Here is a 24,270-nt window from a genome sequence, read left to right as displayed (position 1 = left end):
TATTTTACTTAAAACTTAGCATTATAATGTTAAAAATGTAAATATTTTTTGTTAAGCGCATAAGGGAATTTATATATAGTTTTTTGTTATGAAATTACGGCATGTTGACAAGTAACGGTAGTTTGTTATAGAATCCGGCAGGGTTACATCACATATGCAGAAGGGTGAAGAAAGTAGCAAACAGGGTATGACAGAGGCAATGGTAATTATAAAATATGGAGGTTCAGCAGCAAAATGAAAGAAAATGTAAATACGTTGGGCAGAGGGTCTTTTATGACGGCACATCCGATATTTAACCCCATATATGTGCTCTCATTTTTGACTATCATGTTGACAACATTTAAGGAATTCCCGGACTTTAAGGTTATTAAGGGCTCTTTGAACACACATGAAATAAGCGTGAGGAGCGAGACTACAGCGCTGCCTGAGTTTCGGGGCTTGAAATCAGAGCCGGGCTTCAGTAACGGTTCAACACCCGGCGGTAATGGTAAGTTTTATGCAGCAGCGGTAACGCCCTCTTCACCAGATGTCCTATACATAGTAAAGGAGGGCACAGGCAACGGCACTGTTTCAGTAAAAGGCGGGGATAAAATATCGTGGAAAGGTCATGTAGGTTCAATAGGCCATTTAAAAAAGGATAAAAAGCTGTCTATTATTGCCACACCGTCGTCACACTCTTTTATCTCATCATGGAACGGTTGCAACTCTGTAAGCGGAAGTGACTGCTCAGCTGTTTTCTCATCAGGCAAAGTGATAACTATCAAATTTGAAAAAATAAAATAGTAGTCTGCCTGATAATTGCAAAGCAAGCAGCAGCGGTTATCGTGTAAGAGAGCGATAAACAGCATGGAGTGTGTTGATTAATCCTTATTAAGGGAGGATGTATGTTTGGTAAGTACGCTGTAGGAGTCTCATCTTTTGTGTTGGCCCTATTGGTTTTTCTGACAGCAGTATCTGAAGCCAAATTGTATAGATGGAAGGATAAGGCAGGCATGACTCATTTTACCGACTTTCCTCCCGCAGAGGATGTAACGACATCGGATGAGGAACCTCCTCTGCCAACACCGGCGCCGTCAAAAAAATCTCCTGTAACTGCACCCGGACATGGTAAAGAGGTTACACAAAAACAAGATACGAAAGCAAAAAATCCCAAACCGGCTGAACAACAGCAAACAGCTCAAAGTACCCCGACGCCAACTCCAACCATGGCTCCATCCCCCTCTCCTGCTCCTGTACCGGCCATTACAGCTTCAGCACCTCCTGTCCCAGAGCAGCAGCCGGCAGCCACTCAGCCTCAGCGCATACAGCCGCCAAAGCACCCCGTTAAGAAGTTTCCTGTTACAGCCGGCAAGGTTAAAGTATCTCCAAAATCAAAATACGCACTGTTAAAAAACTTTGAAATCATATCCACAAAATACCCTCTGTTTCTTAAAATTGCTCCTATTGTTATATTTCTGTTTGCTTTGTTCTTTGGTTATTCACTGTTTAGGATTGCCAAGCTTCTTGAGGTACCTGCTGTATTGATTGCTCTTATTCCGGTTGTCAACTTCTATACTGTTGTCATTGTGTCAGGAAAGCCTGTGTGGTGGATAGCTCTTTTGATTTTTCCTTTAACGTTACCGTATGCGTTTACAGCTTCATACATGTCGCTTGCGGAAAACCTGGGGCTTGACAGGAAAGCAGGGGTTGTTCATGCCGCTTCTTATGTATTTTGGGGAATATCTTTTGTTTGCATAGTGTTGCTGCCTGTTTCTTTTATTTTGGCAATAGCAGAGTCTGTTTTTCTGCTTCTTGGCACACTAGCGTTCTTTTTAACACCTGAGTATCTGATATGGATGTCGGGCAAAAAGCGCAAACAGGAGGAAATGTTTGCGGAGAGATTTGCCGGTGGACAGCTCCCCTCCGAAAAAAGAGCATGGGATGATGTATCGGATATGTCAACTACGGATATGTCTGCAGCAGGGGCTGGCTTAACACCCTCGCGGGGTTATGATTTTTCCTCTATAGATGACACGATTGCTGTATATAATGATGATTCTGATGAGGCTGTAACATTAGAACAAACTGCTCAGACTGAGACGGCTGAAGATGAGGAAACTCTTACGATTAACAAAGAAGACCTCGGGTTTGAAGTTGTGGAGGATGACTCTGAACAGGGTGTGCTGCGGTACGATTCAGGGGAGGACTCAGCTCTCAAAACTGACGATGAAGAGTATGAGACAATAACAGGCCCTGGCATTAAAAACGCTGAGGCGTTAGAAGACAGCCTGGAAACACCGGTTGACATGATTTCATCTGATGAGGAGTTTAAACTTGATGAAGCTGGCAGTGAAGACTTTGAACTATCAGATGATTTTGACTCCGACCTTGTTCTGGAAACTCCATCAGATCAGATAAATATAGAAAATCAAAAACCATATGATGATGCAGAAGTGGATTTATCCTCTTCACTGGAAATAGATTTGGGGGATGAGCCGCAAGCTGAAAAAGATGAGCACTCCGACTATAATGAGGAGAATAAAGAGGACTTTGAGATTAAGGATGAGGACTATGATTATTCGGATGATTCCACTGTTGTTTTAGGCCAGGATATAGAGGACTTTGGAATTGATATTGATAGCAAAAAACAGCCGCAAGTTGCTGTAGAGCCAGATCTTGAGCTTACACTTGACGATGAACCGAGACTTAGCGATTCAGCTGTGTTAGCTACAGATGAGAGCAGCACTCCGGATTTAGACGATATTCCGGACCTTGAACTTTCGCTAGATGATGAGCCGAGACTTAGTGATTCAGCTGTGTTAGCTACAGATGAGAGCAGCGCACCGGATTTAGAGGATATTCCTGACCTTGAGCTTTCTCTTGAGGATGAGCCGAGACTTAGTGATTCAGCTGTGTTAGCTATAGATGAGAGCAGCACTCCGGATTTAGAGGATATTCCTGACCTTGAGCTTTCTCTTGACGATGAACCGAGACTAAGTGATTCAGCTGTGTTAGCTATAGATGAGAGCAGCGCTCCGGATTTAGAGGATATTCCGGACCTTGGACTTTCTCTTGACGATGAACCAAGACTTAGCGATTCAGTTGTGTTAGCTATAGATGAGAGCAGCGCTCCGGACTTAGACGATATTCCGGACCTTGAACTCTCTCTTGATGATGAACCTGGACTAAGTGATTCAGCAGTGTTAGCTACAGATGAGAGCAGCACTCCGGACTTTGATGAGGAGACGATAGTGCCGTCCAAGTTGTCTTTTGAAAATTATGACTTATCGCTGAATGACACGACTGTGGAGATTCTCAGTGAGGAGAGTGTCAGTGGTGTTGAAATAACACCTGAGGAGATGACACCGGATATCTCCTTGCCGGCTGATTTAGGCATCGCCGGTATAGATGACGTATCAACTGAAGATACTCCGGCAGAAAAGAGCAACAGCAACCGTGGTAAAAATAAAGGTGGTAAAAAGCCTCTGAGTTAAGGGCTGATTGCAAAAAGGATGAGATGGCATACAGAGATATCAGAGACTTTATAGGGTTATTAAAGAAGAAGGGGCTTATTAAGTATATTAAAGCAGAGGTTGACCCTGAGCTTGAAATTACTGAGATTAACGACAGGTTTGTCAAAAACGGCGGAGAGGCTCTTTTTTTTGAAAACTGCAAGGGAGCGCAATTTCCATGCGTTGTCAATCTCTTTGGCACTTTTGAAAGGATGTGTCTGGCTCTTGAGGTGGATAAATTAGATGATATCGGAGTGGAGATTCTTGAGTTTTTAGAGCCTGAGATACCGACAAATCTGATATCCAAACTGAGGGCGCTTCCTAAGTTAAAGCGCCTTGCGGATTTTTTACCCAAATATGTTAAAACAGGACACTGTAAGGATGTTATAACAAAAGAAAATCCATCATTAAGTATATTTCCGATTCTTAAAACGTGGCCTTCAGACGGAGGCCGCTTTATAACCCTTCCATTGGTCTTTACAAAAGACCCTGAAACCGGCGAGCGCAACTGCGGCATGTACCGTATGCATGTTTACGATGAGCACACAACCGGCATGCACTGGCATATGCACAAAGACGGGGCACGGCACTACAGAAAAGCAGAGAAACTGGGCAAGCCGCTTGAGGTGGCAGTAGCAATAGGGGCAGACCCGGCAGTGATGTACTCCGCTACAGCGCCACTTCCGGAGGGAATTGACGAGATGCTCTTTGCCGGATTTTTACGAAAATCAGCCGTTGAGCTTGTCAAGTGTGAAACCGTGGAGCTGGAGGTTCCGGCAAATGCGGAAATTGTCCTTGAGGGATACGTGAACCCGTTTGAAAGAAGGACTGAAGGGCCCTTTGGCGACCACACCGGTTACTATTCTATGAAAGATGATTTCCCCGTATTTCATATAACCTGTATCACACACCGGAAAGACGCCATATATCCTGCCACCATAGTGGGTAAGCCTCCGATGGAGGACTGCTTTATAGCAAAGGCTACGGAGCGGATTTTCCTGCCGCTACTCAGAAAGCAGCTGCCAGAGGTGGTTGACATGAATTTGCCGCTTGAGGGAGTGTTTCATAACATTGCATTAGTCTCTATAGATAAACGTTACCCGGGTCATGCCAGAAGGATTATGTATGCTCTTTGGGGAATGGGGCAGATGAGTTTCACTAAAATGATAGTGATTGTTGATAAGTGGGTGGATGTGCAAAACACATCGGAGGTTGTCTGGAGAATTGGCAACAATGTGGATCCAAAACGGGATGTTGTTATCCTTGAGGGGCCGTTAGATGTGCTTGAACATGCCTCTCCTATAACCGCTTACGGCGGAAAGATGGGGATTGACGCCACAAAAAAACTTCCCTCAGAGGGGTTTCACAGAGAGTGGCCGCCTGACATTGTTATGGATGAAAAAATCATAAAGTTAGTTACTGAAAAGTGGAAAGAGTACGGTTTTTAAGAGTAAGTAAGTAAGGGAAAGGGCTTTGCCCTCTCCCTTAAACCCTCTCCCACAAGGGAGCTAGCTCCCTTGACCCTAAGTTTGTTGTCAGACTTCTTTGACGTCATTGCGAACCACCGTAAGGGGGTGTGGCAATCTCAGCTTTTAATAAATATGCTGTTTTGATTGTGTGTTGTGAGGTAAATATTTTTTTAACCGGCGTACCGCCGCTTAAAAAGTTTCACAGCGAGCTCTGCCCGCTAAACATACGAGCAGATTAAAAGATTTATGTATTAGCCTCTGTCAGAAGCTTCTGAACCTCGTCAAGCTCTGGGCATTCCGGTACTGCCCTGTCAGCAAATCTAAGGTCATTAGTTCTTTTTTCAAAACGCCTTTTGCCGGGCATGTTACGATAGCTTTTTTGTAAGTGCCCAATGATTCAGTTACATTTCTTTTATCTATAAACGCGAGCGCTAACGTATAGAGCTGCTCATACTGTTTTGGCGTTTTTTCAAGAATATCCCTGCATATTGTGATTCCACGGTCTATAAAATCCTGAGCCTCCGCCGTCTGTTTCTTTTCATGTAAAAGTACGCCAAGATAAACCAAATATATACTTATTAAGTCCACTAGGTAGATAATTCAATCATTATTTCAGCAAATGCTTTATTTGAATCCTTATTCGTGTTTAGAATACTCTCAATTGTTTTGTTTAAACGTTCCAGATCGCGGTAATTGGAATTCAACAAACCTATATTCATTTGTTGATATTCATTTAAATTATTACCGTATTTTCTAAGATAATTATTTATTTCATCAGCTATTTCCTTGATATTAATATTTAAGTCCCTTTTTAGAATATCTATACAGTTTTCTTTATTATGTCCTGATGCTAAGACTTTATCAAGCTTTTCTTTTAATTTATTTTTTACAATCTTCTCTTTATCTTTATTATAAACTCCAGACAAAACTATTTCTTTAATAGCCTCTATATTCTGTTGCTCACTTTCTGTTATTTCACTTACCTCGTCTGATTGCATTTTTCCCTTTTCAGACAAAGATTGCACTATGGCAGCTTCCTTTTTGAGGCTATCGGTAACACTCAGTTCTGCATACTGGTCTCTCAGGGTTTTTTCCATTTGAAGCCTGATGATTTTCTTTTTTTGATAGTCCGCAACAGCAGGCATAACTTCCAGGGCAAGATCATAACGATTTGTGAACTGAGCTATCATCTTATTGCCTTTTAGTTCATTTTTTAGTTTATTAAGACATTTTTTATCATTGTCAATAGCACAATATTCACTCGGCCAGTCTGTTGTTTTCTCGTCAAGTAAAAAAATGAGAATAGGGATTTTTAACTCTACAGCCTTTCTGTATTCAAGCTCAGTAATTGATTCACTGTGCCCGTCCGGAATATCCCCGTAACGCCTGGCAATTATCCCGACATATATATCGCATGAAGCAACATCCTCAAGGCAGCTATCCACAGGACGGTAATCCTGTGCCGTATAATCCTCCATGCCTACTGGTTGGGCTTTTATCTTACTCAACGCCTTTCTAACCTCAGCCCGATAGTCTTTCAGATCATCAAACGTTGAGGAAATATATACTCTTACAGTCTCTTCCAAGGTCTCGAGGTCTACTCCCTTTTATAATATATAGAAACTTACTTAGTGTATGGGAGATTTTAACATATTTTATGTGAATAAGAAAGCGTCGCCGTCCAGAATTATTCTTTTTAAGAAAGTAATAACAGTAAGCTCAAAGTGGTATAGCAAATTGAGTTCAAAGCAATAACATTTATAAATCTTTTAATCTGCTTGTCTGTTTTGCGGGCAGAGCTCGCCTCCCCAAATGGGGATTCCCCTGTGAAACTTTTTAAGCGGCGGAACGCCGGTTAAAAAACTTAAAATCACAATCATACAAACAAAACATAATACTAAACCACCAAATCGCTGACAAAAAACCTGAGGTCAAGGAGGCTAGCCTCCTTGTAGGAGAAGGTCTAAGGGAGAGGGCAAAGCCCTTTCCCTTTCTCTTAAACTCTCTTGATTACTTTACCTTATCATTAAAAATATGCTTTAATACACGCTAACGTTAAAAAAAGTATGAAAGTACGTATAGAGAGAGGTAAAAGGAATGAAAGCAACAGGATCACAGATAATAGTTGAGTCGTTAAAAAAAGAAGGGGTAAGGCACATATTTGGTTATCCGGGCGGGGTGGTTTTAAACATTTTTGATGCTCTCTATGATGCCAAGGACATAAAGTTATTTCTAACGCGGCATGAGCAGGGGGCAACGCATATGGCAGACGGTTATGCCCGCTCAACCGGCAAGGTGGGGGTTGCTCTTGTTACCTCAGGCCCGGGCGCTACAAACACAGTTACAGGAATTGCAACAGCTGCCATGGACTCTATCCCAATTGTGGTCTTAACTGGTCAGGTGCCCACAATGCTTATCGGAAATGACGCCTTTCAGGAGGCTGACATTGTTGGAATCACCCGTCCCTGCTGTAAGTACAATTACCTTGTCAAAGATATAAATGACCTGGCTTATACAATAAAGGAGGCTTTTCACATAGCCTCATCAGGCAGACCCGGGCCGGTTGTCATAGATTTACCAAAAGACGTCTCTGCCGCTACGGGAAAATTCCACTGGCCGGACAAACTTAACTTAAGAAGCTATAACCCCACTATGGAGGGCAACCGGTGGATGATAGAAAAGGCGGCAGAAAAAATCACCCGTTCAAAAAAACCGGTTATAATCGCCGGAGGCGGAGTAATACTTTCCGGGGCCTCAGATGAGCTGAGAATTTTTGCCGAGTTTACGGATATTCCCGTCACTACCACACTTATGGGAATAGGCGCATTTCCCACCGACCATCATCTGTCGCTTGGAATGCTCGGTATGCACGGTACCTACTACGCCAATATGGCCATTCAGGAGTCAGACCTCCTAATTGCCGTTGGAATGAGGTTTGATGACAGGGTTACAGGTAAAATAGATGCCTTTGCTCCTAATGCAGAAATCATCCACATTGACATAGACCCAACGTCTATAAGAAAGAATGTGGATGTGGATATCCCAATAGTTGGCGATTCAACAAAAGTGCTGTTTACCCTTAATCAGATACTTAAGGAAACGGACAAGCCGCAGTGGGAGGAAATCAGGAAGTCATGGATTAAACACATAGATGAGTGGAAAAAGGCAAGGCCGCTTAGTTACCGGTTTGACGAAAATATCATAAAGCCGCAGTATGTTATTGAGAAGCTTTATGAGGCAACCGGAGGGGATGCTATAATAGCCACCGAGGTAGGGCAAAACCAGATGTGGGCAGCCCAGTTCTTTAAATACAAAAAGCCGCGGACATTTTTAAGCTCAGGCGGACTTGGCACAATGGGTTACGGCTTTCCGGCAGCCCTTGGGGCACAGGTGGCGTTTCCCGATAAAACCGTAATAGATATAGCCGGAGACGGCAGTATTCAGATGAACATTCAGGAGCTTGCCACGGCGGTCATATATGATCTGCCGGTAAAGGTGGCTATTTTAAATAATCATTATCTCGGTATGGTCAGACAGTGGCAGGAGTTGTTTTTTAACGAGCGGTACTCGCACAGTTATCTGCACGAGGTGCCAAGTTTTGTAAAAATCGCAGAGGCTTACGGAGCGGTAGGACTCAGAGCAGAGAAACCCTCTGACGTTGAGCCTGTTATACGGGAGGCGCTGCGTGTGCGGAAGCCAGTGTTTATGGATTTTGTCATAGACTGGAAGGAGAAGGTTTATCCAATGGTACCGGCAGGCGCTCCGATAGACCAGATGCTTTTTGATGAAGAGCCTAAGAAAGAAGAAAAAAAGTTAAAAGTTATAAAATAAGGAGCTAAGGGACATGAGACACACTATTTCGATTTTGGTAGAAAATAAGTTTGGAGTACTGTCCCGCGTAGCCGGACTTTTCAGTGGCCGCGGATACAACATAGAGAGTATTTCTGTTGGTGAAACCCTTGACCCTAAAATATCTGTTATGACTATTGTTACTGAGGGTGAGGAGGCAATTGTCGAGCAGATTACAAAGCAGTTGAACAAACTAATTGACGTCATAAAAGTGCAGGATCTCTTCGAGGTTGAACACGTTGAAAGAGAAATGGTACTGATTAAAATAACTCCTCCGGCACAATTAAAGGCAGAGGCTTTGAGGCTTGCCGAGATATTCCGGGGCAGGGTAGTTGACTCAAGCCAAAAAACTTACACCATAGAAATTACCGGAGATGAAAAGAAAATCGAGGCCTTTGTAGAACTTATGAAACCTATGGGTGTAAAGGAATTTGTACGCTCCGGTAAGATTGCTATCGCTAGAGAAAAAATCAGGCAATAGCAGTGTAATTCAGAATTTTCCACAACAAGAGGGAGATAGTGTGTGAAAATACTGGCCGTTTCGCCTGATATTGGCATTGGAGGCGGAGATTTTATTTTCCCCGTAGGGCTCTCTTATATAACAGCAGCGTTGAAGTCTGCCGGCCATGAGGTAGATTGCCTTGTGTTTAAGGGTAAAAATGGCATGATGAACCTCTTAAATAAGAACAATTACGATTTCGTTGCAACAGGCGGACTATCTTTTCAATATCACAATATCAAGGATATAACGAATTTAGCAAAAGAAAACGGTAAGAAAATAATTGCCGGTGGTGGTATTATCACATCTGACCCGGAACTGATGAGCCGGCACCTGGGCGTTGATTATGCTGTTGTCGGCGAGGGTGAGGATTCAGTCACAGAGCTTCTGTCTTGTTTGGATAATGGGATGGATTTATCTAATGTCTTAGGTCTTGGTTACTACAAAAACGGAGAGTTTATCTTAAACGGAAGACGGAGACAGAGAGAAAACCTTGATTCATTACCGATGCCGGATTATGAGAGTTTCGATTTCAGCCACCATCTGGACTCACTGAGATCATCGGATTCATATTATTATAATCTCTATGATTTTCCAAGGGAATATCCTCTGGTATCGTCCCGTTCGTGCCCATACTCATGCACGTTTTGTTATCATCCTTTAGGTGATAAATACAGGCAACGCTCAATTGACTCCATCATGCAGGAACTGAAACTTATGATTCCCAGATACCGTATAAATATTGTAGGGATTTATGATGAGTTGTTTTCATATAATTCAGACAGGATATTAGAGTTTTGCGAAAGATTTAAGGATTTCACAAAAACATTATCATGGGATATTAAATGGGGTTGTCAGATGCGGGTTGAGTCATTAGATGAGACAGTCCTTAAGTCTATGAAACAATCCGGATGTTTTATAATAAGTTATGGATTTGAAAGCTATAGCCCTGTTGTACTAAAAAGCATGAAAAAACATATAACTCAGGAACAAATACATAGCGCGATTCATATGACGTTGGACTGCGGAATATCAATACAGGGCAATTTCATTTTTGGCGATGTGAAAGAAACTCTTGACACTGCTAAGGAAACTCTTGAGTTCTGGCGTACACACATAGAAGCCGGTATATTGCTTGGATTCATTTTACCTTTTCCAAACAGCATGTTATATCGTTATTGTATCGAAAAAGGACTCATTAAAGACAGTGTTGATTTCGTAAAGAACCATTTATTTGAAATTATAAACATGACTCAAATGGACGATAATGACTTTTATAGAATGTCTGTATTAATCTATAGATATTCATGGAAATATAACAAATACGTTGTTCCTGAGCTGATACAAAAAGATAGTTTTATAGTATGCTGCCCATATTGTAAGGAAAGATTAGAGTATAAAAACTTTGACACAACCCGTTTATTCACTACAACATGGCATATCTTTTGCAAAAACTGCAAACGAAGATTCTATCCCTTATCCTCTGCATATAATATTATCAGGAAATTATTGTTACTGTTCTTATATCCGTGGAATTACAGATTATTCGTTAAATTAATTAAAATACATGACCGCATTAAGCGGTTCTTTTTATAAAGTAAAGGGTTATCCGATACGGTGCTCGTTACACAGGCCGCAGGTAAATAGTTATCCAGATATCAGATATTTTTTGCAAATATATACTTTGAAGTTATCTCTTATTGATTTATTTATAAATTCAGCGTTGGGCCAATTACAGGACAAACACTCGTAACCTCTTTGTAAGCAAACAGAATCAAAAAGCTCTGTCTTAAAAATAATACAAGGAACAGAATTAATATGGTAAAAGTACTTCATCCCTTCCATGTGTAATTCTTTTGCTTTTTTACCAACACCACGCTGATTCCATCTCCATTGCACATTCCTAGCTTCACCTGGCTGCTGATCACCAACGACAATCATATCGTAAGTACCATCCTCTATTGCTGTAACAACTTCGCTAACGTCTTCAAAGTCGTAATCATTGGCAGCAGCCAATATCCATGTATATTCAGTGTCAGAATTTTCCACCGCACGAAGGTAATTAGCGCTGCCTCCAATATTCAACCTATGCCGAATCACTACAAAGTTTGAAAACAAACTCCTGTACTTTTCGCATACTGTTTGTGTTTCATCTGTGGAGCAGTTGTCATAGACTGTTATATTGCATTTTTTAAAAATGCTGTTTAAAACGCTCGACAAGGTGTGGTCAAGGTATTTGTCCCTGTTGTAAGTTATAATTGATATACCGAGCTTCTCTTCAAGCACGGTCAACACCCCTCGTTAATCCATTAGTGTATGAAATAAGCAGATAGCAGCCACCTCTGTCAATAACAAATCGGACAGCACTTGCTTGTATTAACATTAACAACTAATCACCCTATATTTATACTACCCTAAGTATAAGAAGAAAACAAGTCTGTCCTCTCACCATGGATCGTATGCAGAACTCTGTAAAAAATGTTCTTGACAAAAGAGCCCACTTGCTGCTATTTTGCAAAACAGTGGTAGAAGAGAAACTCGGCATCACGATAATTACCTACAACAGGGCCTCATACTTAGATGAAACCCTGCGCCAACTCCTAAGTAGTCCATTTAAAGACTGTAAGATAACAGTTTTAGACAATTGCTCACCGGATGATACGCCTGTGGTATGTGAAAAGTACAGCCATCTTTTCAGAAACATTGCAATTTTTCGACATAAACACAATATAGGTGGCGCGGGGAATTATGCCCGTGCTGTTGAAATTTCGGATATGGAGTACACATGGATATTATGTGATGATGACACTTTTGATTTTACAGAAGTCTCTGATGTCATTGGTGCGATAATTTACGGTACTTATGATATTATTATAGTTGGTTCCCCCGGGCTCTTTGATACACAAAGAGGGATAAGAGGCAATCCTATGGATTTAATTAAACAAGGAATATATTATTATTATGTTTTGTCTTTTATCCCTGGATTTATTTACAGAACCGAAAAATATGATTCCCAGTGCCTTATAGAAAATTATAAGTTCTTCCCATATTCTTATCCCCATTTTGCAATTATTGACAAATCGGTCAGAGAAAATTTCACTGTATATGTATCGGAACAATTGATAGTCATCAGGAATCTTCTGGGAGCCTCCCCTATTACTCTTCTTTCATGGTATAGGCACTGGATATATTGCTGTTCAATCATCCATGACCCAAAACTGAGGGAGCTAACTATGGCCTCACCTTTCAAACAACAAGGTGGTTACAGGTTTCTAATGATGTTTATAGGCCATGGGAAAATATTTAATAAAGGTACTTTTTATAAAGACATGTTGACTATATTTGTCAGATTTTCATGGAAACTCCGTTTAATAAGTTTACCCATGATCTTTATTCCAAGACCTGTGTATATCGTGATGAGACATATATACCGATTTGTTCAGGAAAAGATATTTAAGATCACTCCTGCCCCCTTAGTGATAGACAAATCAAGGGGATAGTGTTATCATTGAACAGGTGGAAAGATATGCAAGACCATAGAGAAAGACTCCTTCAATTGTTTGACCATCCCTCTTTATTTAATAATCCAACAAACTGTGTACATAATTTGCTTGGTAATAAAAAAATAATACTTTACGGTGGAGGCAGAGGTTTTATAGGGTTCTCAGTTTTTATTTTAAAACGATATAAGCTTAAAGTACATGCTGTGATAGACATCAAATTTAAATCCGGTGATGCTTGTTGCGGTGTGCCTGCGTTTTCACCATTTGATTTTTCACCAACCAATGATGAAAAGGAAAATGCAGTAGTGGTAGTAACCGTAGGAAAGACGCAATATCATGAAGAGATATTCAACTGCCTGCTCCAGTTGGGATTTAAAAATATAATAACGGCAACTGATATATATGAGTATCATCTGTGTCATGATGCACTGACAGGAATTGGAAAGGATGGGTTTGATTATTATGTAGTTAACAAAGATAAAATTGTTGCCTCCTTTGATCTTTTTAAGGATGAGCTGAGCCGTGAAATATATGTTCGCTTTATTCAAACACATATGCAGAGAAAACCGGTTAGAATCCCTGCCGATGTTCCTGAATCACAATATTTTTCGCCTGATATTAAATTGAATAAAGGAGTTTCACGCTTTATAAATTGCGGGGCATATGACGGCGATACGGTTAGGCTGCTTAATAACCTGCATGGTAAAACAGAGGCAATCGTCTGCTTTGAACCCGACCCGAAAAATTTTGACGTTCTAACTCAATACCTGTGCCTCAACCACATTCAACTGGCACGAAGTGTTGTTGCCTTTCCGTGCGGTGTCTTTAGCCATAATACTCAATTTCGTTTTGCGGGGGGTAACGGGACTATCAGTGTAATCTCAGAAGAAGGGGAATCGGTCATTCAGTGTGTTGCATTAGATAAGGTAATACCCGGGTTTAATCCAACCCTTATCAATATGGACGTGGAGGGGGCAGAGTTAGAAGCGCTACAAGGCGCTGAGGCACTCATAAGAGAAAGCAAACCCGACCTTGCCATAAGCGTTTACCACCTGCCAAACCACATTTGGGACATTCCTCTCTTTGTTGAAAGCTTAAAGCTGGGTTATAATTTATTTTTGCGTAACTACACATCGTTTATCACGGATACTGTGCTTTATTCAACAATATGAAACCACTATATACACACCCGGCTCTTGTAAAATGCGGTTAACTTTGGTTTAAATAAGGGTAGACAACTGATGAGACATCCTATTATTGAAGAGGACTTACACTTTATTTCATCTGTGAAACTTGAGTGGGAGTGTTTTAGAGGCAAAACCATTCTGGTTACAGGTGGAAACGGTTTTCTGCCTGCTTATATGATAGAAACTATATTATTCATAAACGAGAAACTACCTTCTGATTTAAAAAGCAGGGTTATTGTGTTAGCAAGAAACAAAGAATATGCGATAAAAAGATTCGAGCATTATATTGGCAGGCCTGATCTGAGTTTTTTAATCCAGGATGTATGTAATCCGTTAAATATAACAGAAAAAATTGACTATATCATTCATGCTGCCAGTAATGCAAGCCCAAAGTATTATGGTAATGACCCTGTAGGAACGCTATGTCCTAATGTTATAGGCACATATCACCTCCTTGAATATGCCAGGCGCAAAGGTGTAGAGGCATTTCTTTTTTTTAGCAGCGGTGACGTTTATGGTGACCTTCCCTCAGATATGATTCCTGCAAGAGAAAATTATTTTGGACCTTTGGATCCCTTGCAGGTGCGTTCTTGCTATGCTGAAAGCAAACGGATGGGAGAGAATATGTGTATAAGCTGGCATCATCAGTACGATATTTGTGTAAAAATCATAAGACCTACTCATACATATGGTCCTGGGATGAAGCTTGACGATGGACGGGTGTTTAGTGATTTTGTTGCAGATATCGTTAATGACAGGGACATTACTTTGTATAGTGATGGAACAGCTATAAGATCGTTTTGTTATTTGGCAGACGCTGTAGCAGGTTTTTTTACTGTATTATTTAAAGGGGAAAATGGGGATGCATATAATATCGGGACTGGTGAGGAAACAAGTATTATGGAACTAGCTCAAATGCTTGTAAGCCTGTTCCCGGAAAAGAATCTCAGGGTTATACAAAAGGAACTTCCAAAAGATTCTAACTACATAAAAAGCAAAATAATAAGAGGAAATATGGATATCGCCAAAATAATCGGGATTGGATGGAGGCCATCGTTCAGTGTAAAAGAGGGTTTTTTAAGAACTATAAGAAGTTTTTAATATAAGTGCACAAGTTAATAATCGAGAGGGGGTAATATTGAAAGCAAGAAACGTCAGCGGGCAAACGCCGGGTGGTAAACGAGTGGCACTTGCAGAGGTCCTGCCTTTAGACACCCCCTTTTTATTGCTCATATTTCCAATACATGCATGTAATTTTAAATGTAACTATTGCCTGTTTTCTGTAGAGAAAGCGAATCGTGGTTTTGTTTGCGATAAAACCAGTTTGGACATTAATTTATATAAGAAATGTATAGACGATGCAGCCTTATTTCCAAATAAGTTGAAGATATTGCGTATTGCAGGAATGGGCGAGCCGCTTTTACACAATAATATCGTAGAGATGGTTGAATATGCGGTTTTAAAAAATGTAGCAAATACAGTTGAAATCGCGACAAATGCATCTCTTTTAACCCCTGCAATGACAGATGCGCTTACTGAGGCCGGGCTCTCAAGATTGCTCTTATCAATACAGGGAACTACAAAAAAAAAATATAAGGATGTAAGCGGTGTAGTCATTGATTTCGAGAAACATGTTGATAATATACGCTATTTTTATAATAACAAAAAAAAAGCACACTTATATATCAAGGTTGTGGATACTGCGCTTGAGGACAAGGAGGATGAGGAAAGGTTTTACAAGATGTTTGGGGATATTTGCGATACCATTGCAGTTGAACATACCGTTCCTATAGTTCCTGGCGTGGACTATGGAAAATTATCAGGTGTTACAGATTCATCAGTTACTCAGTTTGGCTTACCGGTTTCTGTAGTTAGATTTTGTCCAAAACCTTTTTTCCAGATGCAAATTATGCCTGATGGGAAAGTTGCACCTTGCTGTGCTATTCCTTACCCAATAATTATAGATGATTGCAATACGAAATCAGTACGTGAAATATGGAACGGTAAGCAATTTAAAAAGTTTAGACGTCGGATGCTTGATGGAATTGAGAATGCAGGTGAGTTTTGTGCAAATTGCAATATATTCAAATTTAGAATGTCTTCTGAGGATATTTTGAGTAATGATGCAGATAGACTTAAGATATTATACGATATTTGAATACTTATATTATCTGAGCGTAAATACCGAGGTGATCCTATGAATCTAAATATAGTGCCATATTCTCAATTACAGAATTACAATAGGAAATATTTGAAAGATATCATACCATTAAAGATGCCCTTTACACTTAATATTGATCCAACTAATTATTGTAATTATAAATGTGTATTTTGCGCCAGACATTTGCCGGATTTCATGAAACACGCCGGTAAATTATGCCATATGGATATGGATCTATTCGACAAAATCGCAGATGAGCTGAAGACCTGGGGTCAGATAAAGAGTTTGAAGTTCTATTATATCGGTGAACCTTTCTTAAACCCAAATTTTCTCAATATGCTTGAAAAGGCGATCAACTTTAACATCAGCGAGCGAATAGAAATTACAACAAATGGCACAATGCTCTATCCGGATATTTCAGAGAAATTAGTTCATGTCAGTAAAAATTATTCTGGTGCACTCTATCTCCGTGTTTCAGTTTCCTCTATTTTTCAGAAAAAGCATTTTGAATTAACAAAATCACAAATTCCGGTAACAAGAATCAGAGACAATGTTTTGAACCTCCGGAAAATACGTGATTCTCAAAAGGCAAATAATTTATTTATATATGCAAAAATGATAGACACTTTTAGTGACGAAAATCAGGATTTCATAAATTATTACAGAAACGTAGCAGATGAGGCTGTTGTTGAAGAACCGATGAATTGGAATGGTTTCGAGGAACATCCTTTATTAAATAATTTATATTCAGACAAGCCTGATCTTAAAATAAAAATTACCAGAAATTTACGAAAAACATGCCCTTATCCGTTTTATACTATGGCTATAACCTCTGATGGTGATGTCGTATGCTGCTGCGTTGACTGGAACAAACAGACGAAAGTCGGAAATGTAAAAGAGCAATCCTTAAAAAGTATATGGCTCGGAGAACGATTGAAAATATTTCAGGAACTCCATCTTAAAGGCATGAGACATCTAAACAGCAGTTGTAAAAATTGCGAAACGTTATTCAGATGTCCCAAAGAAGATGATATAGATACCGTATCTTTGTTATCATAAAAATACTTTCTTCAGGAAATTTAAGCATGGCTGTCCGGCTTCAGAAACTCAAGATGAAGCAGCTTTGATAAAGGAGTCCGCAAGAGATTATACAATATTTCTATGATTCTTAGTAAATTCAAAAAATAGCTTGTTCTGCTAAAATGGAGGCTAAATGTTAAATTTAAAAACAGCGTTGCATGAGAGGATTTGTCCTATTTGTTCCTTTCCTGAGAAATCTCATCTTTATACTCAGATGTTTGGTAATGAGGTACTTTCTTTATCAGAAAGTTATGATGTTGTTGTTTGTAATCATTGTGGCTTTGTATATGCGGAGGGAATTCCTTCGCAGGCCGATTTTAACAATTATTACGCACAAATGTCTAAGTATGAGTTTAATTATAGCGATGGCATTGTTTCAGATGAGTACGTTGTTATGTTTACAAAGATTGTTAATTTCTTAATTCCGCATTTGAACGATAAAAATGCAAGAATATTAGATATAGGGTGTTCAACAGGTTGCTTATTATCCTTATTTAAGTTAAATGGGTACCTAAATCTGTTAGGACTCGATCCCTCATCTTCTTGTGTAAAAACTATAAAAGAATTATATAATATAGAAGCAACTGTCAATAGTATTTATAGCTTCGATACTGATGAAAAGTTTGATTTAATTATTTTATCGTCTGTTTTAGAACATCTGGTTGATTGCAACAATTCAATGCAGAAGATTTATTCTTTATTAAAAGACCATGGATTATTATTTATAGAAGTGCCTGACGCAGAAAGATTTGATTTATACATTTCAGCGCCTTTTCAGCAATTTAGCATCGAACATATCAATTATTTTTCACAATATTCTATAAAAAATCTTTTATCTATTTTCCATTTTAAAATACTTAAAATGCAACAGAACGAATGCAAATTAAATCGTACGATACATCCTGACATTCATATGCTATCACAAAAAACAGATGAAAATAACTTTACAATGATTAGAGATAATATTAGTGAATTAAAGATAAGAGATTATATAACTAAATGTTCCATTATTGATTTAGAAGTAAAATCAATAATCAAAAACAAATTATTAAATAAAAATAAAATAATTGTATGGGGAGTAGGCACTCATACCCAAAGACTTATTGCGTCAGGTTTGGATCTCTCAAAAGTACTGTATTTTGTTGATTCAAATACAAGATATGCAGGCAAGAAAGTAAAAGGAATAGAAATAAAGTTACCCTGCGATATTAAAGATGAATCTCCAATATTAATATCAACATATTCCTGTCAGGATGAAATCGTCCATCAAATTAAAGAATTTCTGAAATTAAATAATGAAATAATAACAATATACAGTGAAGGTATGTTTTAGAGAATCCATTTGTCAATACCACTTTTAAGTGGTATTAAGATATAGTCATCTAAGAGAGACTACGTTAATCAATTTGGTCTGCCTGCAATAGAATAAAGCTTGCATTAAATTTGCTATCCTGAGTCTCCGTTAGAAGTTACACTCATATTAGCAAGAAACTCATCCCTGTCTAAGAAAGGCCACAAATCCTCAAGCGGTTTAGAGACCATAGTGCCATCCGGCATTGCCATAGAGGACAGTCTGGGCGCGGTTTGTAAATCAGGGTCAACCATCACCTCACACACCGCAGGGCCATCTGTGTCGAGAACCTTAGTGACCTCGTGTTTTAGGATTCTCTGATCGGATATTCTTACAGCGGGCAGTCCGTAAGCCCGGGCAACTTTACACGTATCGGGCAGCGTCAGAGCGCTTGAGGGATCACAGCAAACAAGCCGGCCTTCAAAAAACCTGTTATGAGTGTTTCTGATAGCAGCATATCCATTATTGTTTAGCACAAACAGTTTTACGGGCAGATTGAGGCGTTTCATGGTTTGGAGTTCCTGGATGTTGTGCTGAAGGCCGCCGTCTCCCACTATACAAATTGAGCGTCTGCTGCTTGCTATAGCTACCCCTATGCTTTGAGGAAGTCCAAACCCCATCGAGCCCAGCCCCGGGGAGTTAATAACCCGCTGGCCCCTCTTAACCCTAAAGCTCTGACAGGTTATTTCTGCGCAACTGCCTGAAGATCCGGGTACAATCACATCATTTTCCGTAAGAAGATCTGATAGCGTATTTATCAAGGCATATGTATTGACGTATTCTGATTGTGATAGATACTCTGGCAGCACTACCGGATACGCCTCTTTCCATTTTTTACACATAAGCTGCCAATTTGAGCGCTCCGTGTGTTTTATTAGGTGTAATTTATGTATGAACTTGTTTAGAAACTCCTTTGCATCTGTTACTATTGGGATTGCAATTTCTGTATCAATTTTTCTGATTTCAGCCTCATCTATATCTACGATAACTTTTTTAGCGCTGCGGGCAAAGTCGCGATAATTGTATCCAACCTGCGGAAGGTCAAGCCGGGCGCCAATAGTTAGCAGAAAATCGGAATTTTGGAGGATAAAATTTGCCCCGCGTGAGGCAATAGAGCCGGGACGTCCAAAATACAAATCGCTATCCTCAGGCAGTATATCCATAAGCCGCCATGTGGCAAGGACAGGAATTTTAAGAAACTCTGCAAGCGATAGAAATTCCCCCTGAGCCTCAGCAAACCTGATACCCCTTCCTGCCAAAATTACAGGCCGCTTTGAGTTATTTAGTAGCTCTATAGTTTTTTCAAGCATAGAGTTTAGCACTGTTTTTTCTACCTTATACCTTTCTGAGTCAGGCTCGAAACCTTTGAGATTTTCAGTATTGATGCCAGCTCCCTGAACATCAAGCGGGATGTCAATCCAAACCGGACCAGGGCGACCGGTCTTTGCAAGATAGAAGGCCTTCTCTATATGATAACGAATCTCATCAGGTTCCATAACGGTGACAGCATACTTTGTAATGGGTTTTACCATAGAGACAATGTCTGCCTCCTGAACACCCATCTGTCTCAGTCCCCTGCCAAAAAGCAAATCCTTACGTTTAACTTGCCCCGATAGCACCACAAGCGGTGTTGAATCTATCCATGAAGCAGTGACTCCGGTTATAGCGTTAGTGCCTCCGGGGCCTGTTGTAACAAGAGCAACGGCTACATCATTGTTGTACTGGGCAAAGCCATCGGCGGCAATGATAGCCGCCTGTTCGTGAAGAAATCCGGTGTGGTTAATTTTTCTGCCCACAGAATCAACCAGGTGCATACAGCCGCCACCGGGCAGCATAAAGACATGATTGACTCCGAAGCCTTTAATCAGGTCAATCACATAGTCTGAAAGTTTTGTTATCAGCGCTTACCCTCCCATCATTACTGTAAAAGAGCATCAAGTGCTTCAGTTATAGTCGTTGTGGCTCCATTCCAGGGACGTGGAAATAAAACACCGTTGCTGTCTGCTATGTTTGTTATACTGTCATCAACAATAGTGCAGTCCTTGTCAAGCCACTTTAGAAAGGAGGCTTTATCCGTGTCATACACCGGATAGCCCTCATTTGGTCTCATAGCCGGTATAAAGTGAAAAGTGCGTATCCACTTTCCATAGTGCTTAATAACCCATGAGGCTGAAATGTGGGCACAAGCAAAGGATGTTGCAGTGAGTGCAATGTGTCTGAAACTTTCGCCATGACGCTTAAACCACTCCATTACCTCTCGCACGGGCTCCATATCCTCATACTTTTGTGAAACCCTGAACTCATCCAGAGACTGTAGGTATTGTGTTAAAGTAACGCCAAGAATCCGGTGCGGAGGATTTTCAGTAAGCTCCTCATAACAAACCGGGCAGTTATGATTTTCCGCAAGCCACTTTAAGTTAAACCACTGGCGCATCAGGTCATTTAACACGTCATCATTGTCCCACACGATTGTTTTCAAATATGTCAGCAGCCTCTAAAATATAGGCTTATAAAGCCAATCGGCCCAGAAAGTCATAGCGGTTTTTCTGTTTTTTGCAATCTTTTCATCGTCATAAAACGAATCGTCCTTGTAATGAGTGGTTGAAATCTCCTCAAAAATTGCGCCGTCTTCTGAGCTGAAATTGTGTTTTACCTCCCGCTCAACAACCACAATGTCCCCACACTTGTATGTCTTTTCTATGCCGCCAAGGTTAACCGTTACGCTGCCATAGAGGACATGAAAGGTCTCTTCTTTCTTTTTATGGAAATGAACTGGGTGCTTTTGTCCGGGAAGCAGGATAATTATCTTCTTACAGTACTCTCTGTTTATACAGTTTATAATAGCAGCGCCCCACTCACTGAACCGCTCTATTCCGTAGTGGTGAGACAGTTCCATTTCCAGCTTGTCACTGAGTGCTATCTTACTTTCCGTCAGTAGTGGTTTTAGTTTATTAATGATTGCCAGCACGTCAGCTCTGAAGTTTTTTGTGGAGACATCAGGTAACGTAACCGGTTCACCGGCTTTAATATTTTTTATGGCGATAAACTCGATGTATTTTGACATATCATTTGCTACTATTTGATTTTCAAGATTAGGGATTGCATAAAAGGTGTTTGAAGTGTCAATGCATTGTCCTGCCTCAATTGTGGTTTTAGCAAAAACTCCCCTTTGTAATCCCCTTAAGTCTGCTTTTTCTTTGTCAGAACCAGCAAACCTCTCCACACTTACACCCCCGCACATGGCAAACGCACTGCTTGCCGATTTAAGCCACGCTTGTATTTGCTCAGGAGTAGAGGAATATGCGTTTATATCATATTTTTCGGTCTTAAGGGCAACATGTCTTTCAAAAACCTTCGCTCCTTTAGCTATTGCGATTTTTATTGAGTCGGTGTTGTCGGGGGATTCGTGAGTTGAAAATCCAACGGTCAGGTCAGGATATCTTCTCTTTAACAAATCAATTTGGTTCAACTGTAAGTTGCTCTCAGCCGTCGGGTACTCGCCCACACAGTGCATGAGACAAAGTGTTTTTTCCCTGTGTTCAAAAAACAGTACAACCTGGTCTATATCCTCAAGCGATGCGCTGGCAGTGGAGGCAATAATTGGTTTATCTTTTTTTGCGATTTTTTCAAGAAGTGGCCAGTCTGTAAATGAGCAGCTTGCGATTTTTATGATTGAAAATCCATGGTCCTCTATTAAATCAACAGAGTTTTCGTCAAACGGGGTACAGATGGTTATGAAGCCCAGCTTTTCAGCCTCAGTTTTTAAGAGTTTTTTTTCAGAGGCAGAGATGTTTGTTTCCAAAAATCTCTTAACGTATTTTATATCTGTTCTGTTTTTATAATCATTGTGAATAAAGGTCTCTATGTCTCTGTATTGAAATTTAAAAGCAAAGTTAAATTCCTTAAAACCGCTGCATACGTTGTGGAACTCCCTGATAACACGCAACCCATGTTGCACATCACCCATGTGGTTATTTGCCATCTCAAATATGAACAGGTTTGAAAACAAATTTTTGCTCTCCATCACGGTATCTTAGGGCGGGCAGTCAGCACATATTGATTTAAACAGGGTTGTGCTCAGGTATCTGTCCCCTCTGTCGGGTAATATCACAACAATCATACCACTTTTAATGCTCTTAGCCATTTCAACTGCGGCATGCACCGCAGCTCCGCTGCTCATACCAACAAAGAGTCCCTCTTTTACTGCCAAACTCCGAGCCATTGTAAATGCGTCATCATCCTCGACATTAAGTTTCTCATCTATTTTTGATAAGTCCCATATGCCCGGCACTATGGATTCAGCCATGTTTTTAAGTCCCTGAATCTTATGTCCCAGAAGCGGCTCTACGCCGACTATTTTTATTGAGGCATCATACTCCTTAAGTCTCTTACCTGTACCCATCAGAGTTCCGGTTGTTCCCATGCCGGCTACAAAAACGCTTACCTCTCCTTTGGTTTGCTCATAAATCTCAACACCTGTTGTTTCGTAGTGGGCTCTGATGTTGGCAGGATTATTAAACTGATCCGGCATAAAATATACTTGTCTGTTGTCATCATATATTCTGTGAGCCATGCGAATTGCACCGTCTGTGCCCTCACAGCCGGGACTCAGGATTAATTCTGCGCCAAATGCCTCAAGAGTCATTCTTCTTTCCATACTAACACACTCGGGCATTACAAGCTTAACCCTGTAACCCCTTGCCGCCCCCACCATAGCCAAACCAATGCCGGTGTTGCCGCTTGTTGGTTCAAGGATTATTTTATCTTTTGTAAGAAGTCCCCTGTCCTCAGCGTCTTTGACCATATACCACGCTATTCTGTCCTTAACGGAACCGCCAGGGTTGTTACCCTCTAATTTAGCAAGAATTTCAACCCCACTGACAGGGTTTATGTTTTTAAGAGTAACAAGCGGGGTATTGCCTATTGCCGATATTACGCCTTTTGAGTGCTTATTTTCCATATTTTCTAACTCTGTAGAAAATTATAACAATAAGCAATCAAAAAAGCAAATTAACAAAAACCAAATAAAACACAGATTAGCACAGAGATTAGGATTATTTAATCTATCTGCGTTTATCTGTGTTCAATACTATTAAAATTTAGTGGGCGCCGTGAATGAGAGGCGGAAGGCACCGCACACAAACCATCTTTTTCTCACCCTCATGATAACACTCTAAATACACCCTGTCTTTGCTCTGGGTGCCGCATACAAAACATTTACATTCCATAATGGTTTTGTCCCCCTTATAATGAGTTTATTTCGTCCACAATTTTCTGCGGATCCATATTGTGCATCATAGAACCAAACGATATTGATTCCATATTAATTCCTGGACAAGTAAAACAGCCGTTACCGAAGTACTTCTCTATAACATCCTTTGCCCCCGGCACATCCTTTATAACCTGCCCAATCACAGAGTCCTTTGTTATTTTCTCAGCCATAGCCTTCCTCCTAATAGAGTTATTAACATCTTACATAATTATCTAACAAAATCGGCTTTTATATATATGAGCTATGTCATAAAGTTAAGATTTTTTGGGTTATTTAACAAACTAAGGAGGAATTTGGTGGCGGGGGGCGGATTTGAACCACCGACCTTCGGGTTATGAGCCCGACGAGCTACCGGACTGCTCCACCCCGCGTCAAATTTACTATATACTAACTCTCTACTGACTACAC

The 24,270-nt window shown here is 40.3% G+C and carries 20 protein-coding genes and 1 tRNA gene; 12 read left to right on the top strand and 9 right to left on the bottom strand.

What is annotated here, in order from left to right; all coding sequences use genetic code 11:
• The first annotated feature begins 234 nt into the window (after positions 1-234).
• The 3 genes from HQK88_04290 (at position 235) to HQK88_04280 (ending at position 4,939) form a co-directional block, all read left to right on the top strand.
• Positions 235-783, top strand: coding sequence for a hypothetical protein (locus HQK88_04290; GenBank protein ID MBF0616023.1), 549 nt, complete (start codon positions 235-237; stop codon positions 781-783).
• A 101-nt stretch (positions 784-884) separates the two neighbouring features.
• A complete protein-coding gene (locus HQK88_04285; protein MBF0616022.1) occupies positions 885-3,473 on the top strand; it encodes a hypothetical protein in 2,589 nt (862 codons plus the stop codon).
• Positions 3,474-3,496: 23 nt separating this feature from the next.
• The gene (locus tag HQK88_04280) at positions 3,497-4,939 is read left to right on the top strand and encodes a menaquinone biosynthesis decarboxylase (protein ID MBF0616021.1); all 1,443 of its coding nucleotides are present in this window, start codon (positions 3,497-3,499) and stop codon (positions 4,937-4,939) included.
• Between the two features lie 282 nt (positions 4,940-5,221).
• Here the strand turns inward: HQK88_04280 and HQK88_04275 are convergent, their stop codons facing one another.
• Entirely contained in the window at positions 5,222-5,548 is a 327-nt protein-coding gene (locus HQK88_04275) for a hypothetical protein (GenBank protein MBF0616020.1), read from the bottom strand.
• Positions 5,548-6,546, bottom strand: a complete 999-nt coding sequence (locus HQK88_04270; protein ID MBF0616019.1) for a DUF4062 domain-containing protein — start codon at positions 6,544-6,546, stop codon at positions 5,548-5,550. The genes HQK88_04275 and HQK88_04270 overlap by 1 nt, the downstream gene beginning before the upstream one ends.
• 511 nt (positions 6,547-7,057) lie before the next feature.
• Here HQK88_04270 and ilvB point away from each other — a divergent pair.
• Genes ilvB through HQK88_04255 form a run of 3 tightly spaced genes read left to right on the top strand, consistent with a single transcriptional unit; the run spans position 7,058 to position 10,904 of the window.
• Complete coding sequence (gene ilvB / locus HQK88_04265) at positions 7,058-8,791, top strand: biosynthetic-type acetolactate synthase large subunit (GenBank protein ID MBF0616018.1); 1,734 nt, start codon at positions 7,058-7,060, stop codon at positions 8,789-8,791.
• Between the two features lie 13 nt (positions 8,792-8,804).
• The gene (ilvN, locus tag HQK88_04260; GenBank protein ID MBF0616017.1) at positions 8,805-9,290 is read left to right on the top strand and encodes an acetolactate synthase small subunit; all 486 of its coding nucleotides are present in this window, start codon (positions 8,805-8,807) and stop codon (positions 9,288-9,290) included.
• A gap of 42 nt (positions 9,291-9,332) precedes the next feature.
• Positions 9,333-10,904: a B12-binding domain-containing radical SAM protein gene (locus tag HQK88_04255; protein MBF0616016.1), complete on the top strand. Its 1,572-nt coding sequence runs from the start codon at positions 9,333-9,335 to the stop codon at positions 10,902-10,904.
• Positions 10,905-10,955: 51 nt separating this feature from the next.
• Here the strand turns inward: HQK88_04255 and HQK88_04250 are convergent, their stop codons facing one another.
• Positions 10,956-11,594: a glycosyltransferase family 2 protein gene (locus HQK88_04250; GenBank protein MBF0616015.1), complete on the bottom strand. Its 639-nt coding sequence runs from the start codon at positions 11,592-11,594 to the stop codon at positions 10,956-10,958.
• Between the two features lie 173 nt (positions 11,595-11,767).
• On the opposite strand from HQK88_04250, the gene HQK88_04245 reads away from it, so the two are divergent.
• The 6 genes from HQK88_04245 to HQK88_04220 all read left to right on the top strand — a co-directional run bounded on the left by HQK88_04245 (position 11,768) and on the right by HQK88_04220 (position 18,572).
• Positions 11,768-12,808 (top strand): glycosyltransferase family 2 protein, encoded by a 1,041-nt coding sequence (locus tag HQK88_04245; GenBank protein ID MBF0616014.1) that lies wholly within the window; start codon positions 11,768-11,770, stop codon positions 12,806-12,808.
• Positions 12,809-12,834: 26 nt separating this feature from the next.
• Positions 12,835-13,983 (top strand): FkbM family methyltransferase, encoded by a 1,149-nt coding sequence (locus tag HQK88_04240; GenBank protein ID MBF0616013.1) that lies wholly within the window; start codon positions 12,835-12,837, stop codon positions 13,981-13,983.
• A 69-nt stretch (positions 13,984-14,052) separates the two neighbouring features.
• A complete protein-coding gene (locus HQK88_04235; GenBank protein ID MBF0616012.1) occupies positions 14,053-15,099 on the top strand; it encodes an NAD-dependent epimerase/dehydratase family protein in 1,047 nt (348 codons plus the stop codon).
• A gap of 37 nt (positions 15,100-15,136) precedes the next feature.
• Entirely contained in the window at positions 15,137-16,156 is a 1,020-nt protein-coding gene (locus HQK88_04230; GenBank protein ID MBF0616011.1) for an SPASM domain-containing protein, read from the top strand.
• A 93-nt stretch (positions 16,157-16,249) separates the two neighbouring features.
• On the top strand, positions 16,250-17,218 hold the full coding sequence (locus HQK88_04225) for an SPASM domain-containing protein (GenBank protein MBF0616010.1): 969 nt from the start codon (positions 16,250-16,252) through the stop codon (positions 17,216-17,218).
• A gap of 154 nt (positions 17,219-17,372) precedes the next feature.
• Positions 17,373-18,572: a class I SAM-dependent methyltransferase gene (locus HQK88_04220; GenBank protein MBF0616009.1), complete on the top strand. Its 1,200-nt coding sequence runs from the start codon at positions 17,373-17,375 to the stop codon at positions 18,570-18,572.
• A gap of 113 nt (positions 18,573-18,685) precedes the next feature.
• Here HQK88_04220 and HQK88_04215 read toward each other — a convergent pair whose 3' ends face one another.
• From HQK88_04215 to HQK88_04190, 6 genes are all read right to left on the bottom strand, one after another.
• On the bottom strand, positions 18,686-20,488 hold the full coding sequence (locus HQK88_04215) for a thiamine pyrophosphate-binding protein (GenBank protein MBF0616008.1): 1,803 nt from the start codon (positions 20,486-20,488) through the stop codon (positions 18,686-18,688).
• Positions 20,489-20,508: 20 nt separating this feature from the next.
• A complete protein-coding gene (locus tag HQK88_04210; GenBank protein ID MBF0616007.1) occupies positions 20,509-21,069 on the bottom strand; it encodes a hypothetical protein in 561 nt (186 codons plus the stop codon).
• Positions 21,070-21,084: 15 nt separating this feature from the next.
• Positions 21,085-22,614 carry an N-acetylneuraminate synthase family protein gene (locus tag HQK88_04205; GenBank protein ID MBF0616006.1) on the bottom strand — a complete coding sequence of 510 codons (1,530 nt, stop codon included), beginning with the start codon at positions 22,612-22,614 and terminating at the stop codon, positions 21,085-21,087.
• A 9-nt stretch (positions 22,615-22,623) separates the two neighbouring features.
• Positions 22,624-23,550 carry a cysteine synthase family protein gene (locus tag HQK88_04200; protein MBF0616005.1) on the bottom strand — a complete coding sequence of 309 codons (927 nt, stop codon included), beginning with the start codon at positions 23,548-23,550 and terminating at the stop codon, positions 22,624-22,626.
• Positions 23,551-23,834: 284 nt separating this feature from the next.
• Positions 23,835-24,032: a DUF1858 domain-containing protein gene (locus HQK88_04195; protein MBF0616004.1), complete on the bottom strand. Its 198-nt coding sequence runs from the start codon at positions 24,030-24,032 to the stop codon at positions 23,835-23,837.
• Between the two features lie 124 nt (positions 24,033-24,156).
• A tRNA-Met gene (locus HQK88_04190) sits at positions 24,157-24,233 on the bottom strand.
• Positions 24,234-24,270 lie beyond the last annotated feature (37 nt).

The sequence above is a fragment of the Nitrospirota bacterium genome, from assembly GCA_015233895.1.
Lineage (GTDB): Bacteria > Nitrospirota > Thermodesulfovibrionia > Thermodesulfovibrionales > Magnetobacteriaceae > Magnetomonas.
The sequence above is the reverse complement of the archived record's forward strand: the minus strand, read 5'-3'. Positions and strand labels throughout refer to the sequence as shown.